General features: G+C 45.4%; 17 protein-coding genes. 8 read left to right on the top strand and 9 right to left on the bottom strand.

The genetic code is table 11. From position 1 onward, the window contains the following. Positions 1–165: 165 nt before the first annotated feature. Positions 166–417, bottom strand: coding sequence for a hypothetical protein (locus J0L70_RS19205; protein WP_017286051.1), 252 nt, complete (start codon positions 415–417; stop codon positions 166–168). Positions 418–718: 301 nt separating this feature from the next. Here J0L70_RS19205 and J0L70_RS19200 point away from each other — a divergent pair, with 301 nt between their 5' ends. Next, positions 719–2,164 (top strand): serine/threonine protein kinase, encoded by a 1,446-nt coding sequence (locus J0L70_RS19200; protein ID WP_287455562.1) that lies wholly within the window; start codon positions 719–721, stop codon positions 2,162–2,164. Between the two features lie 62 nt (positions 2,165–2,226). Here the strand turns inward: J0L70_RS19200 and J0L70_RS19195 are convergent, their stop codons facing one another. The 5 genes from J0L70_RS19195 to J0L70_RS32010 all read right to left on the bottom strand — a co-directional run bounded on the left by J0L70_RS19195 (position 2,227) and on the right by J0L70_RS32010 (position 5,030). Further along, positions 2,227–2,439 carry a hypothetical protein gene (locus J0L70_RS19195; protein WP_287455561.1) on the bottom strand — a complete coding sequence of 71 codons (213 nt, stop codon included), beginning with the start codon at positions 2,437–2,439 and terminating at the stop codon, positions 2,227–2,229. Positions 2,440–2,453: 14 nt separating this feature from the next. Next, on the bottom strand, positions 2,454–3,248 hold the full coding sequence (locus J0L70_RS19190) for a RecB family exonuclease (RefSeq protein WP_026148383.1): 795 nt from the start codon (positions 3,246–3,248) through the stop codon (positions 2,454–2,456). A gap of 51 nt (positions 3,249–3,299) precedes the next feature. Further along, the gene (locus J0L70_RS19185) at positions 3,300–3,524 is read right to left on the bottom strand and encodes a DUF2811 domain-containing protein (protein WP_017286048.1); all 225 of its coding nucleotides are present in this window, start codon (positions 3,522–3,524) and stop codon (positions 3,300–3,302) included. 568 nt (positions 3,525–4,092) lie between these two features. Then, a complete protein-coding gene (locus tag J0L70_RS19180; protein WP_353736647.1) occupies positions 4,093–4,893 on the bottom strand; it encodes a Rieske (2Fe-2S) protein in 801 nt (266 codons plus the stop codon). Beyond that, the gene (locus J0L70_RS32010; protein WP_353736651.1) at positions 4,779–5,030 is read right to left on the bottom strand and encodes a Rieske 2Fe-2S domain-containing protein; all 252 of its coding nucleotides are present in this window, start codon (positions 5,028–5,030) and stop codon (positions 4,779–4,781) included. Before J0L70_RS32010 ends, J0L70_RS19180 begins: the two co-directional genes overlap by 115 nt. Before the next feature lie 151 nt (positions 5,031–5,181). On the opposite strand from J0L70_RS32010, the gene J0L70_RS19175 reads away from it, so the two are divergent. From J0L70_RS19175 to J0L70_RS19165, 3 genes are read left to right on the top strand one after another with little or no spacing between them, the layout of a single operon-like run. After that, complete coding sequence (locus J0L70_RS19175; protein WP_287455559.1) at positions 5,182–5,439, top strand: ribbon-helix-helix domain-containing protein; 258 nt, start codon at positions 5,182–5,184, stop codon at positions 5,437–5,439. Continuing rightward, positions 5,436–5,744 carry a type II toxin-antitoxin system RelE/ParE family toxin gene (locus tag J0L70_RS19170; protein WP_190653789.1) on the top strand — a complete coding sequence of 103 codons (309 nt, stop codon included), beginning with the start codon at positions 5,436–5,438 and terminating at the stop codon, positions 5,742–5,744. The genes J0L70_RS19175 and J0L70_RS19170 overlap by 4 nt, the downstream gene beginning before the upstream one ends. A gap of 3 nt (positions 5,745–5,747) precedes the next feature. Beyond that, positions 5,748–6,377 carry a TetR/AcrR family transcriptional regulator gene (locus J0L70_RS19165; protein WP_017286044.1) on the top strand — a complete coding sequence of 210 codons (630 nt, stop codon included), beginning with the start codon at positions 5,748–5,750 and terminating at the stop codon, positions 6,375–6,377. A gap of 20 nt (positions 6,378–6,397) precedes the next feature. Here the strand turns inward: J0L70_RS19165 and J0L70_RS19160 are convergent, their stop codons facing one another. Genes J0L70_RS19160 through J0L70_RS19150 form a run of 3 tightly spaced genes read right to left on the bottom strand, consistent with a single transcriptional unit; the run spans position 6,398 to position 8,226 of the window. Further along, entirely contained in the window at positions 6,398–7,123 is a 726-nt protein-coding gene (locus J0L70_RS19160; RefSeq protein ID WP_017286043.1) for a hypothetical protein, read from the bottom strand. A 14-nt stretch (positions 7,124–7,137) separates the two neighbouring features. Further along, the gene (locus J0L70_RS19155) at positions 7,138–7,464 is read right to left on the bottom strand and encodes an MgPME-cyclase complex family protein (protein ID WP_017286042.1); all 327 of its coding nucleotides are present in this window, start codon (positions 7,462–7,464) and stop codon (positions 7,138–7,140) included. Positions 7,465–7,503: 39 nt separating this feature from the next. Further along, entirely contained in the window at positions 7,504–8,226 is a 723-nt protein-coding gene (locus J0L70_RS19150) for a pyridoxine 5'-phosphate synthase (RefSeq protein WP_287455558.1), read from the bottom strand. Between the two features lie 183 nt (positions 8,227–8,409). Between J0L70_RS19150 and J0L70_RS19145 the strand changes: the two genes are divergently transcribed. From J0L70_RS19145 to J0L70_RS19130, 4 genes are all read left to right on the top strand, one after another. Continuing rightward, a complete protein-coding gene (locus J0L70_RS19145; protein ID WP_017286040.1) occupies positions 8,410–9,066 on the top strand; it encodes a cytochrome b N-terminal domain-containing protein in 657 nt (218 codons plus the stop codon). 325 nt (positions 9,067–9,391) lie between these two features. After that, positions 9,392–9,652 carry a helix-turn-helix domain-containing protein gene (locus tag J0L70_RS19140; RefSeq protein ID WP_017286039.1) on the top strand — a complete coding sequence of 87 codons (261 nt, stop codon included), beginning with the start codon at positions 9,392–9,394 and terminating at the stop codon, positions 9,650–9,652. 218 nt (positions 9,653–9,870) lie between these two features. Next, positions 9,871–12,090, top strand: a complete 2,220-nt coding sequence (gene glgP / locus J0L70_RS19135) for an alpha-glucan family phosphorylase (protein ID WP_017286038.1) — start codon at positions 9,871–9,873, stop codon at positions 12,088–12,090. A 220-nt stretch (positions 12,091–12,310) separates the two neighbouring features. Further along, positions 12,311–13,381 carry a fatty acid desaturase gene (locus tag J0L70_RS19130; protein ID WP_017286037.1) on the top strand — a complete coding sequence of 357 codons (1,071 nt, stop codon included), beginning with the start codon at positions 12,311–12,313 and terminating at the stop codon, positions 13,379–13,381. The last annotated feature ends 197 nt before the right edge of the window (positions 13,382–13,578 follow it).

The following is a 13,578-nucleotide window of genomic DNA, read 5'->3' as shown; positions in this document are numbered from 1 at the left end:
TATTTTCAGCTCTTCATCAAGATGCGTCCGACTTAAAGAGTAGAAAATTGGAAGTGATCTTGTGTCAACGCAATAGAAATGAGTCTCAAATTTAGAATAGTGACGCAAAAAACGCGATCGAATCTTCCATTCGATCGCGCAGCAGCAAATCTCAGACTTCAAACCTTAGTACTCAAGAAACAGCATGTTCAAAGCTGAATCGGGAGCAGAATTTTTCTCAACAGAGACCAACTTAGGAGTAGACACTTGAGCGGATTGCTGCATTTCAGCAACTTGGCTTTCGAGGAAAGACAGGCGCTTTTGAATACGATGACGACGTTGTTCAATCGAATCTAGTTCACACTGGAGACGCTTTTTCTCGATCGATAGTTTGTACAGATTGAGATAAGCCGTTGCTTCAGTCTGGGGACGTGGCATCGTACTGATCTTGGGGCGGGAGTCAGACAAAGAAATAGGACGCATGTAAGAAGACCACCTGATATGTAAGTTACAGAACTTACGCTAATATCTCGTCATCGTATTCGGACAGCAATTCACGCTCACGAGGGCATTGAGATCGTTACGTAACTTCCTTATTTGTAGAGTGCCTCAGCGTTTTTATTTAATAACAGATCCGCTTCATGATTTTTTTATAATCACTTTTTTAAAAAGCCGTGTTAGCTTAGTACATAAATACTGATATTTGTCTAGGCTTCAATCCTGGACAAGATGATTTGCGATGCGAACACCATTGTCTATTGAATCTGTTTTAGTCGATCGCTATTCCATTCTCAAGTTGCTTTACCTAGGAACAGTAGGCTGGGTGTATTTGGCGATCGATCAAACGACGAATAAGCTTTATGTTTTAGAAGAAACGACGACAGATTTGAATGAGCTTCAGGCAATTCTGACCAAATTAAACCTGCGGCATGTGGCGCAATATCAAGATGCGATCGTCGATTTTGATCGAGCCTATTTAATCCGAAATTATATTGAAGGACGCTCGTATCGAGAATTATTAGAACAGCAGCGCATCTTTTCTGAAACGGAAGTGATGCGTTTTTTGAAACAAGTCTTGTCGATTTTGCGATCGCTGTACCGTCTGAAAATTGCTCACTGTAGTATTTCACTCAATTCAATCATTCAGCGTGAAGATGGTTCGCTGATTTTGACAGAATTTACACAAGCTCATTTTGCGGAAACATTTGATCAGGATCTTTACTACTTAGCAGTAATCGCAATCGTGCTCTTAACCGGATGCGAACCCAAAGATCTCTATAATGAAGCGACAGGACAATGGGAATGGCAGGATTGGGAATCGGTTGATCCGCGCATTGTAAAAGTTCTCGATCGAATGCTATCTGATCATCAACGCTATTCTTCTGCTGCAAAAGTGATGCAAGCATTGTTTACACCTGATCAGAAAGATATTGCTTCAATTGTTTTTACTTTTGTGTTGATCGGGCTAGCAGCAATTTCTGCATATCGCTTGATCAATCACCTATCTAATTTACAGCCTGAACTCGTCACACCTCCGATCGCAATAAAAGCCGACTCAGCACCACCTGAAACAGTGGCGCAACGTTCTAAACGCTTGAACGTTTCACAGCAGTTGCTTTCCCAACTTACCGAAGAAACTTCTCAATCTTCAGAAGCACTCCTCAAGCAACTAGAGCTACTCAGCAAAGAAGCTCGTAGAGGGATGGGAACTTACAAGAGAGTAAACTATGATGCTTGGCAATCTAAGCGAAGTGTTAACCTTAGCAATCGCGCTATTGAAACACTCACCGATGCGCAGTTTGTCGCACTTTTCCCTGACCAGCAAGGTAAGATGCTCAATCCAAGAACTTTCGGACAAGTTTGGTATGCGATCGCATTCGATCAGACAAAGCAAGCTAAATCTGAACTGATCTCATCTCAAATGAGTGGAACACTCAAACAGGGAGTAGGTAAAGTTTACCGATCGCAATTCAAACAAGGGCAGACTATTGAGCTAAGCCTAAAAGCACCTGCGGGTCAAATCGCAATTTGGATGTTCTCAGCAGAAGCATCGCTCATTAAAAACTCTAACCAATCGACCTGGAGTGGAAAGATTCAGCGATCGGGAATCTATGAATTGATTGTTGCACCAACAAGTACAACCCCAGTTCAATACGAGCTACAAATCGATGCTGTTGCTCACTGAGCACCCTAGCAAATTTGCTATGTACACCAGTAGAGGCATTGAATAACAGCCACCTGATAGCTCTAACTAAACTTCCGAATTCTCGGACGATCAGTAATCTTATCCTGCGTAACTTGACGGGTCGCCTTAGCAGCCCGAACAACTCGAACATTTGCCCAAGAGATCGCGCGATATCCACTGTAAGTCCAATCATCTCGATAAATTGAAATGAGAAACGGGGCGCTACTAGCCTTCCTAGCGTAAGTAATAAAGCGATTCATCGTACTAACTACCATCAACAGGGAATAACTTACAGACCGAGAGCTAGCTGCAATTCGGGAGATGCGCTAGCTGTCGTCGGCAACGGAGCCGGATCAAGATTCACAGCTGAACAATAGCGAGAATACGCACAGCGATCGCATTGTTTACCGGGTGTTGGTTCCCACGTCTGGTCTTGACGCAGGCGCACAGCTAAATCTGAAATCACAGCCTGTACTTGCTTCTTGTGGCGATCAGTTGCCTTAAAGCGAACCTTCTCAGCCGATCTCAGAAACAATAAGCTTAAGTACTTCAGATTTTGGTGGTAGGTCTGCTCCAACGCCAGGTAATACAATCCGATCTGCAAATCCATTTCATCAGATTCCGGCACTTTCAACTCCCGGCTGGACTTGTAATCGATTAGCTCTAAACCATCGTCGAGATAGTCAATGCGATCGTAGCGTCCCGTAATGCAAAACTCGAGACTTTCTACTTGCAGAAAAGCTTGAATTCGTCCTTCAACCGCTAATGGTTTACGCAACGAAGGCTGATTTTGGATGAACGTCTCATAGTAGTTCTCCAACATCGATCGACCATCTTCAAACTGATTGGTCGTTAAGCCTTCGGAGGCTTCATCCCAACAGCGTAGCACCCATGCTTGATCCGGGACTGAATCGTGGTAGTGCCAATCCCGATGAACCATTGCTAAGGCTTGATGCAACGCTGTTCCCAATGCGGCTGAACCGAAAAAATCGTTACTCGTCAGTCGTCGCTCGTACCGCAAATAGTACGCATAAGGACAGCGACTATATGCCTGGAGTTTTGTGGCAGAAATCTGATAAGGCATGGCTAAGGCAAACAAGGTTAAAAGCTGAAAACACGAAACTGAAAGATTGAACTAGAGTTGCTCAACCGGACGCTTGAAAATCGAATCGAGATAGATCCGTGCGGTTTGTCGATCGTTCTGACGCTCGTTTGCAGGACGGTTTTGCAACAAGAACAATGACAATGCCGCCGACATCACCCGATCTTGATCCCAGTCAGGACGGGTATCAAGAAAGGTTTGAAACGATTGATGCAGAGCTTCAGGAATTTCAACGAAAAGACTAATGTTGCTATCCATATCAAACCTCAAGAAGTGAAACGAGTGAAGAAACTATCCGTTTTTCTGAAAATTTGCATCAGAAACTTACGCCAGTCCGACCCCCTGCTTGATTTCCCCTCTCAAATGTGCGTTGTGGAAATCGTGTGTTTCGGTGCGGCTGTGCGCTCTTCGGTTAGTCGCTACATTCTGCGCGATCGCTGCAAGAAGATCAACATCAAGAAAAGTTAAGCTCGTCGGTTAGATCAAAGTTACTGAACGGCAGAATCGGTGTTTCAGCCATTTTTTCGTTACATGGCTTCACAAAATTGAGCGATTTTCAGCCCAGTTCGCCGGATTCGATGACTTATCCACAGTTCGCCGAAAAATGCCGATCTTAGCTCGATCTCCTGTGGAAAACTTTCAGTTTGGTGTGGAAAAAGTGTGGAAAAGAACTTGAAAACTTGTGGATTGTCTGTGGAGAGCGTGGGGAAAATCAAATTAATTGTAAAGTTTTGTAAAGATTTTCAGATCTTAGACTTAGGGCTGAGAGATCGACTTTTGATCCGGGAACCATGCAAAATTGATCGTTCCATTTCCGTTTTAGCAGCTAAGATCTGGAATTTGTCATCTCTGAAAAGTTGGCAAAATTGCGTCTTACCCAGTCCATACCAACTTCATTGTTGAGTTTGATATGTTGCGGACTGTCAGCGTAGAGTTTGCCCAAAATATCTGCATCTTGTTCGACAACGGTTGCAGCGAATTTCAGAACATTGTTTTTCAACAATCGAAACACAGGATTTTTGAATCTGCCATAAGCTAAGACATAAGTTCGTGTGTGCGTCTCAAATTCAGGCACAAAGATATGACACTGTTTAATGGTTCCGATGGGTGCTTCACCATGAAAGATCACGATCGCTGGAAAGTAGTTTTCTAAATGTGCCCGAATGACTTTTGGCATTCCGAGTAACGCAGGATTTTTGAGAAGGTCTTGCCACTTGGGTTGAGCTCTTGGCATGTCATAGTACGCATGAGAATGCAAGCGTTGATCAATGAACCGCTTAAAGTCAATCCGTTCAATCTCAAATAAAGGTCGATGCGTTTCATTTTGATGGTTGTAATCGTGCATGTTTAACAACATGCTGAGCAAATCTGTTTTGACACTGCACTCTCCTGCAACTCCAGCAAATTCATAGTCTGCTGTAAACTCATTCAAGACATTTGGAATTGGCACTTTCGGCGCCACTCCGCCATAAGACCAAATCAAATCTCCCTGAATGATCAATTCCAGCGGTTTTAACAATGATTTCGTTGCTTTATTAGAACCTGGTAGCACCGTTGAGCCAGTCTGATCAAATTCCAGTGCATGAAAAGGACACGCAATCGTACTACTGCCATCAGATTTCGCCACGCACCAGCCTTCAGACAGCATTGCACCCATGTTGGGCAAGCATTGGACAAGGCACGAATTTCGCCTTTGTAGTCTTGCCAGAGGACATAATCCCGACCGTACAGCGATACCTTTTTCGGCTGATTTGACTTCAGCATCGATCGATGAACCAGCAACCAAGGCGATCCTTGCAGCATGTTCATGAGATTTTAATTAATTAATTTTTTAGTTAGTTTGGAAATCCGGTCTAGAAAAGTCAACTAATGATCGCTGTATCATGATGAGAAAGTGTAAGTCGAGATGATGGCCATGGCATTGAACTCTGAACAGCAAGAATTTATTCAAGCGAGAGTTGAATCTGGACAGTATAAGAATGCCGATGAGGTAGTTGATGCCGCATTTAAGCTGTTAGAGAAGAGAGAACAGTATGATCGATGGCTTAAAGATGCACGTGAAGATGTCCAAGTTGGACTCGCAGAATTGCACAGAGGCGAAGGCGTTGATGGCGAAGTTGTGATCGCGCAACTGAGAGACAAAATCGCTAAAGCTCGTGGTATAAGAGAATGACTCGCCGCTATCAGATTGCTCCTGCTGCGAGTCGAGACCTTAACCGCATTTTGGATTATTTCCTTGAACGTAGCATTGACGCTGGTGAGAAATTCGTAGACGAATTTGAGCGAAAATGTCGCAATATTGTTAGCTTTCCAAATATCGGGAAAAGCTATGGATATCTCGCGCCCAATTTACGAGGCGTTTTACTGAACGATTACATCGTTCTCTACATCGTTACGGATGAATTAGTTGAAGTGGTTAGAATTCTGCATGGTCGCCAAGATTTAGAAGCACAATTTCCTGAATCATGGCAGGAGTGATGGATGGCACAATCTCAAAAACGGCAATTTCGAGATGCAGAAATCACTCAAAAGCAAATTCTAGATGCAGCAGAAATTGAGTTTTCTCGGCATGGATTGAAAGGAGCAAGAATTAGCGCAATCGCAAAACAAGCCAAGATTACGACCGCGATGATTCATTACTATTTTGAAAATAAAGAAGGACTTTATCGCGCCGTTCTACAGCGCCCCATGGAAGAAAATCAGCAGTTTGTAGAACAGTTAGAACTCGATCATTTATCGCCTGAAGATGCGATTACTTTTATTATTCGAGTCGCGATCGCAAACGAATTTCGCAATCCTTATCGACAAATGCTGTGGTTTCAAGAAGCAAGCCAAAATCAAGGACTTTATTTCAAGCAAGGAAACTGGTCAGGCATATTTGAACGCGTGATCAAAGTTCTAGAACGAGGCATCGAATCCGGTGATTTTCGCCCTGTTGATGATCCAATGTTGATGCTGACTCACATTCTAGGCGTTTGCATTTTCTACTTCACAGTGCAAGAAAATTGGCAGCATTTAACGCCAGATGTCGATCGCTTAAGTCCTGAGAAGGTTGAAAAGCACACAGAAGCCGCAATCGCGTTTGTTTTAGCCGCGATCAAAAAGCCGTAAGCAAATACGGCTTGATCTACTTATCGTCCCCCGATCGCAGAATCTGTCTGTACGACTGGAGTCAGCAAGGTTAAGCGGCGACCACTCACGAGCATGGCGGCAAATCCGCGATCGTTGAGAATTTGCATAATGCGATCAGCACTACCGCGATCGCGCGTGTGGACAGCTAGCAGAAATGGACGCTGCTCAAACGAAACGAGGCCAATATTGCGATTCAAAACTTGCTGCATTTGAGCAGCAACTTCAGGGCGATTATAGTGATTTACAATCACCGCAAATCCGTCTTCCAAAGCCCGAGGATTGTAACCCGATGGATTGGGATTAATCGGCTCAGGAGAAAGCGTTGCAGTCCGTACAGGCTCTCTAGAGAGATCGATCGCTTGGACTGGAACTTCTGGCTGACTGGCAACTTGCCCACCTGCGGGTAGCGCTACAAACGTCCGAAGTTTCACCGTCTCGTTGAGGTAACCTGCCCAAGAATTCGCTGTATCCGTATCTCGGTAGCCCCCGATGCGCGTCACTGTTTCGCCAAAGTAATTACAAACTGAGACTTCTGCATCCCGAGAAATTACACTTCGGAGGCGCGCTTGGGCTTCAGGAGTGCGCGTCACAACCAGAAGAAGAGGCTCATTTGATCGCGGCGCTTGGCAATTTGCAAGTTGGGCAGAAGCAGGCGGAATCACATTCAATACAAGTGTCATTCCGGCGATCGCTTTAAAAACAGTTTGAAAGGGCATCTGGGGCATAGAAATTTCCGGGTTTAAGGGACAGGTTCAAGAGATGCCAGGGGTTCGGGAATGGTTTCCGATTGCTGGAACTCTCCAGTGATGACATATTCTAGTCGCAGCTTGAGCCATGTAATAAATTGTTTCTTGGTCGAGACGATCGCGACTGCCGGACGAGGACATTTTGCTTTGTTTTCTGCCATTTCTGGTGCTTCAAGAAACGCGGGTTCTTTGATCACCCAGAAATCAATTTCTCGGTTCTTTTCTGCATAGTCGCGATACCGTTCTTTGAGAACTTCTTCGATCGGTTCTTCTTGTAACAGGAATTTTTGGCTGGCTAAAACGTAATAGTAGGTTGTCATGATGGTCTGTTCTTAAGTTCAAAAGGGTCAGGACAGGCGTTAAAGTTGCCCACGAATTGCTTGTTTCATTTCTCTCACCGCTCGTTCAAATCCAACGAGAACAGCTCGACTAATGATCGTATGTCCAATATTCAATTCTTCCATGCCAGGGAGTCGCGCGATCGGGTAAACGTTCCAATAGGTCAATCCATGTCCCGCATTAATCCGCAATCCGGCAGCGATCGCGATTTCACATCCCTGAGCCAAAATCTCCAATTCCTTCGCCTGTCCCTCTTCTGAGTAAGACCCGGCATATTGTCCGGTATGCAATTCGATAAATTTCGCCCCAGTTTCAGCCGCAGCATCAATTTGGTCGTGTTCCGCATCGATAAATAAGCTGACTGGAATGCCAGAACTTTGTAACGTCGTCACTACATCCGTCATCCGGTTCAGTTGCCCCGCGATATCGAGTCCGCCTTCAGTCGTCACTTCCTCACGTTTTTCGGGAACGAGGGTCACGTAGTCGGGCTTGATATCGAGCGCGATCGCCACCATTTCATCGGTAGCTGCCATTTCTAAATTCAAATGCGTTCGCACGGTTTGGCGGAGCAGACGGACATCGTGATCCTGAATGTGACGGCGATCTTCTCGCAAATGGACGGTAATGCCATCTGCACCTGCAAGTTCTGCTAAAACTGCCGCTGCGACGGGATCGGGTTCGACAGTACGGCGGGCTTGGCGAATGGTCGCGATATGGTCAATGTTGACACCGAGAGTAGGCAATGTTCTGTCCCAAAGCTTCAGGCAATGATTTTATCGCGTCCGACCGAGTTGCTGCGATGGAAAAATACTGAATTCTGGACAGTGGAGGGGAATTTTTATCAAATACATTAAGAATCATTTCCGATTCTGAGAGACTTCGTTACAATTTAGTTAACAGAACTATACATATTACGAATTTCCGTCATGCTTACTCCAGCCTTCATTCTGCGACGGTTATCCACGATTCTTGCAGTGTCGATCGTAACGTTAACGCTTCTCGCTGCGACCTCTGGAATTCTGATTGCGTTTTACTACCAACCTGCGGCGGGTGCAGCTTACGACTCGTTACAAGCCATTGATCAGACCATTCCTTTTGGTTGGCTCGTTCACACCCTGCACAATTTGTCTGGAAATCTTGTGATTGTAGTCGGTCTGATTCAGATTTTCGTCATGTTTTTGGGAGAGCGATTTCGTCGCAGTTGGCTGACAGCTTGGGTCAGTGGAATTCTTTTTACCTTAAGTGCGATCGGACTCAGTTGGACAGCCATGATTTTGAACTGGAATCAGATCGGATTCTGGCGGTTGAAAATCGAATTGGGAACCATTGAAGCTATCCCATTCATTGGCGCAACTCTGCGTGAAATTTTGACAGGTGGCAGTGTCGGCAGTTTGACGGTTGCTCATATGTACACGCTGCACAGCTATGTCGTTTCACTAGCCGCGCTTGGATTGTCGATCGTCCATTTGACAGGCTTAGTCTTCCAAGAACGAGAAATGCAGAGCGAAATGCCCGCAGTCCAGCCTGTGCCCCAGGAAGTTGAAGCGATCGCTGAACCCAGTTCAGCACAAGTTTCGATTTAAATTAAACTTCGATTTCGCTTTCATCTTCAACAAAGGGCAGTTCAGAAAGCTGCCCTTTACTTTTTCTTCTTATCTTCATTCTCAATACAGGTCAAGATTTGAATTCAATAAAATTTAACGATTTTGAGGGCAAAATTTCGCACTTCGTCCCCAAATTTATCAAAATCCATTCGATGACCCGCCCCGTCTTTAATTCATAACAATTCTTCACAACAGTACAGAAACCTAACGTAGTATCAATCTCGTCATCAGAGACTATGTAATCAACGCATGTTGGTTACTACAACCATTTACGAACGCGATTGGCTTTGCCAAGATCTGCAACATGGGAAAAGCAGGAAAGGCACTAAGACAAGTACTCTCAACCTACGGGATTAGCCAAAACCGATTGGCGGTCACGATGGGGATCAATCGATCGACTGTTCATCAGTGGGTCAACGAGATCAGTGATCCCCTTGCCGAAGCTGTGACGCATGTGATTAAAGCCTTGCGAGAGCTTAACACCACCGCAGCCGAAGACTTTATTGATTTGTATCTAGAGCGTCAAGCGCCGCCATCTGCACCAGAGCCTGAAGACAATCTGTAATTCGTCGTTGCATCCCGATAAATAATGCTACAAAACGATAAGCCAGGTCTGATGTTCAACGGGGTACAATCCAAAACACACGATCGCCGTTTCACAGTGCGTAACTTCGCGCTGTCCAGGAACACATACGAAGCTTCTGGGAACCCAGATTAAGCTGCAAAAACGCCCCAGAACTTCGATTCCTATCGTTCTAAGAAAGCAAAGAGATCTTCAAATCTATGACTTATACTTCAACTGTCAATCCGGCTGACAGACTGAGTGCGCGTTTACCCCAAGCCTTGAAGCCTTTGGCGGAAATCGCATACAACTACTGGTGGTGCTGGACTCCAGATATGATTTCGCTGTTCCAGTCGATCAATCCCGACGAATGGGAGCGCTGTGGACATAATCCCATCGTGCTGCTCGAAACCGTGAGTTTCGATCGCTTGACCCAATTGACGGTTGAGCCAAACTACATGGCACGGCTGAAGAAATTGTCAGAGCAGTTCACGCAATACATGGCATCGAGTGATACTTGGTCAAGCCGCGTCGCTCCACAAATTACGGCTCAGAACCCGATCGCTTATTTCTGTGCAGAGTTCGGCTTACACGAATCGCTCCAAATCTATTCCGGTGGTTTGGGAATTCTCGCTGGGGATCACTTGAAATCTGCTTCAGATTTAGGGGTTCCGCTGGTTGCCGTCGGCTTACTTTACCGTCAAGGTTACTTCCGTCAAAAGCTCAATCAAAGTGGCTGGCAGGAAGATTACTACATCAACAATCCTTTCGAGCGGTTACCGCTGCAATTGCTGAAAGATGAGAACGACCAGCCTTTAGTGTTTGAAGTTCTCGTCCGGCATCGCCATGTGAAAGTACAAATTTGGAAAGCGCAAGTTGGACGAGTCAGCTTGTTCTTGATGGATACCGATCGAGAAGATAACGATCCCATCGATCGCTGGCTGACTGGGCACTTGTACGGTGGCAACCAAGAAACCCGGATCGCTCAAGAAGTTATTCTGGGCATTGGGGGCGTTCGGGCGTTAAAAACTGTGGGGATCGAGCCTGCGGTTTATCACTTGAATGAAGGTCACGCGGCGTTCTGTCTACTAGAAGTCTGTCGTCAGGAAATCCTGAAAACTGGAAAATCCTTCTACGACATTGAGAAAGGCGTGCGAGATCGCTGCGTTTTCACAACGCACACGCCCGTTCCAGCGGGGCACGATGTCTTCTCCGCCGACTTGATGGATTCTTTCTTCGCAAAATACTGGGGAGAATTAGGACTGTCTCGTGAACAATTCCTTGCCTTGGGCGCACGTCGCTTAGGCGATCCTTGGGAACCGTTTGGCATGACTGTTTTAGCCTTGCGGCTTTGTCGATCGGCAAACGGAGTCAGCGAATTGCATGGCGACGTTTCCCGCAAAATGTGGACAGTGCTTTACCCAGAAAAGAGCGAAGACAATGTTCCGATCGGCTACATCACCAATGGCGTTCATGCTGGAACCTGGACTTCTGCAATGATGGCAGACTTGTACAACCAGTACTTGGGCGAAGATTGGACAACGAAAGTACTTGATCCCCAAACTTGGGCAAAGATCGACAATGCGCCCGATGAAGAAATTTGGTGGAGACATCAAATCCTCAAAGAGCGTCTCGTCGCTCATACGCGCCAGAAAGTGAGAAATTCACGGCAGAACCGAGGCGAAGATTGGAGCCAAGTCGAAGCAACGCAGCATTTACTTGATCCGAAGATTCTCACGATCGGGTTTGCGCGGCGCTTCAGTCCTTACAAGCGGGGTGATTTGCTGCTCAGAAATGTAGAAAAAGCGCTACAAATCTTTAGCAACGACGAGAAGCCCGTTCAGATCATTTTCTCGGGTAAAGCTCACCCGGCTGATGAAGAAGGCAAGCGAATCATTCAGCGAATCATGGAATGGTGTAAGACTCATCAGAATGTTCGCGATCGCGTTGCTTTCATCGAAGACTATGACATGCACACCGCTCGGAAATTAGTCCAGGGTGTAGATGTTTGGCTTAACAATCCGCGTCGTCCGTTAGAAGCTTCTGGAACGAGTGGTCAAAAGGTCTGCTTCAATGGCGGTCTAAATTGCAGCGTTCTCGATGGTTGGTGGTGTGAAGGCTACTTGACCGATGCCAATGGTAAAGCCTTGAACGGTTGGGCGATCGGAGAAGATGCTCACACGAGCGATCAAGTTCTCCAAGATAAGATCGATTCTGACTCACTCTATGACCTGTTGGAAAATCAAATTATTCCGCTCTACTACGAGCAGGATGAGAACGGCGTTCCGCATGGTTGGGTGCAGATGATGAAAGCATCGATTAAGACGAATTGCCCTGCATTCAACACGCATCGGATGATTGCAGACTATGTCGCGCAGGTTTATGCGCCAGGCGTGAAGTCTGATGTGCCGTTGACTTTGGCGAAAGTACCTCAAACTTAAGTTCAAAGTTAAATTTGGCGATCGCTGAATTTTGACTCCACCTAGTTCCAAGTAATTGGGTGGAGTCTTATTCGTGACAATTTGTTCAGGGATTGCTCACGTCAAATCTGTCTATACCGAGGAAGAAATCTCACTCAATTTGCGAAACATACCGTTACATATCCCCCGACAAGGCTGTAAAATAGCCGAGCTACCTACTATTGTTTCGTAAAAAGAAATCGTGCAAGTTTACCCCAGTCCATCTGATGCTTTCTCAATCAAGACTCCGGCTACGCGGTCTCAAGACCTTCCATTCACTCTAAAAGACGTAAGAGACGCGATTCCAGACCATTGTTTTGAACCTTCAACAGCGCGATCGCTGTCCTACTTTTTCCTCGACATTGGAATCATTGCAGGGCTGATTGCGATCGCAGCATATCTCGATTCTTGGTTATTCTTCCCCATCTTTTGGTTTGCTCAGGGCACAATGTTCTGGGCATTATTTGTAGTTGGACATGACTGTGGACATGGGTCATTTTCCAAGCACAAATGGTTGAATAATCTCATTGGACATTTGTCGCATTCTCCGATTCTTGTCCCATTTCATGGTTGGAGAATCAGCCATCGGACGCACCACTCGAATACAGGCAACATCGACACAGATGAAAGCTGGTATCCTGTGACCGAATCGAAGTATGCAGAAATGGGATTTCTAGAAAAGCTGATGCGGTTCTACTTGCCGTTGATTGCATATCCGTTGTACTTGTTTCGTCGCTCGCCTGGCAAACAAGGCTCTCACTTCATGCCGGATAGCCCCTTGTTTAAGCCTTCGGAACGCAATGACATCATTGTCAGTACAATTTGCTGGCTAGCAATGATTGGTTTTCTTGCAGCATTAACATTCCAGTTTGGCTTCTTGTTTTTGCTGAAGTACTATCTTGGTGGATATGTAGTGTTTGTGATGTGGTTAGATTTAGTTACCTTCTTACATCACACTGAAGATGATATTCCTTGGTATCGGGGTGATGATTGGTACTTCTTGAAAGGTGCTTTATCCACGATCGATAGAGACTATGGCATCTTTAACCCAATTCATCATGACATTGGCACGCATGTAGCTCATCACATCTTTTCAAACATGCCGCACTATAAGCTCCAAGAAGCAACAGAAGCAATTAAGCCTTTGCTAGGAAGTTACTACCGCAAGTCAAGTGAGCCGATTTGGAAAAGCTTCTTTAAGTCTTATCTAGCTTGTCATTTTGTAGCAGATAATGGCTCCAAGATCTATTATCAGTCTCCGCATGTTCGGTAATTAATCGTAAGTGCAATTTAAGATGAGCTGGATTTGTTTGTTTCAAATCCGGCTTTTTTATTGAATTCAGGTAACTACTCAGGTTAAAAGATCGTAAGGAATTGTAGGCAAGTACGCAAATAACAGTAAAGTTCAAACTATTCAAAGTTGTCGTGAGGGCATCCTCTTGAGCGACCCTACTCCTAAAAATCTGGCAA

It is taken from the genome of Leptolyngbya sp. UWPOB_LEPTO1 (assembly GCF_017302695.1).
GTDB classification, from domain to species: domain Bacteria; phylum Cyanobacteriota; class Cyanobacteriia; order Leptolyngbyales; family Leptolyngbyaceae; genus Leptolyngbya; species Leptolyngbya boryana.
The sequence above is the reverse complement of the archived record's forward strand: the minus strand, read 5'-3'. Positions and strand labels throughout refer to the sequence as shown.